We start from the raw sequence: 206 nt of genomic DNA, 5'->3' as shown, positions 1-206 counted from the left end.
GCTCTGGCCCTATCCACCTCTACGAGCGCGAGGTCTTCGACCAGACACTGGAAATGTGCCTGACCAACACCTGGCTGTGCATGAAGTACGAAATCCCTGCAATGCAGGCTGCAGGCGGCGGTGCCATCGTCAACATTTCCTCCAATGCATCTCTGCGCGGTCAGGCGTTTAATACTGCCTACGCCGCGGCCAAAAGTGGCGTCAAT

Annotated in this window: 1 protein-coding gene; it reads left to right on the top strand. The window is 57.3% G+C overall.

Annotation, left to right across the window (positions count from 1 at the left end; all coding sequences use genetic code 11):
* A partial coding sequence (locus A3709_RS17465) for an SDR family oxidoreductase (RefSeq protein WP_156507834.1) occupies window positions 1-206 on the top strand: 206 nt, incomplete at both ends.

The sequence above is a fragment of the Halioglobus sp. HI00S01 genome (genome assembly GCF_001635445.1).
Classification (GTDB): domain Bacteria; phylum Pseudomonadota; class Gammaproteobacteria; order Pseudomonadales; family Halieaceae; genus Halioglobus; species Halioglobus japonicus.
The sequence above is the reverse complement of the archived record's forward strand: the minus strand, read 5'-3'. Positions and strand labels throughout refer to the sequence as shown.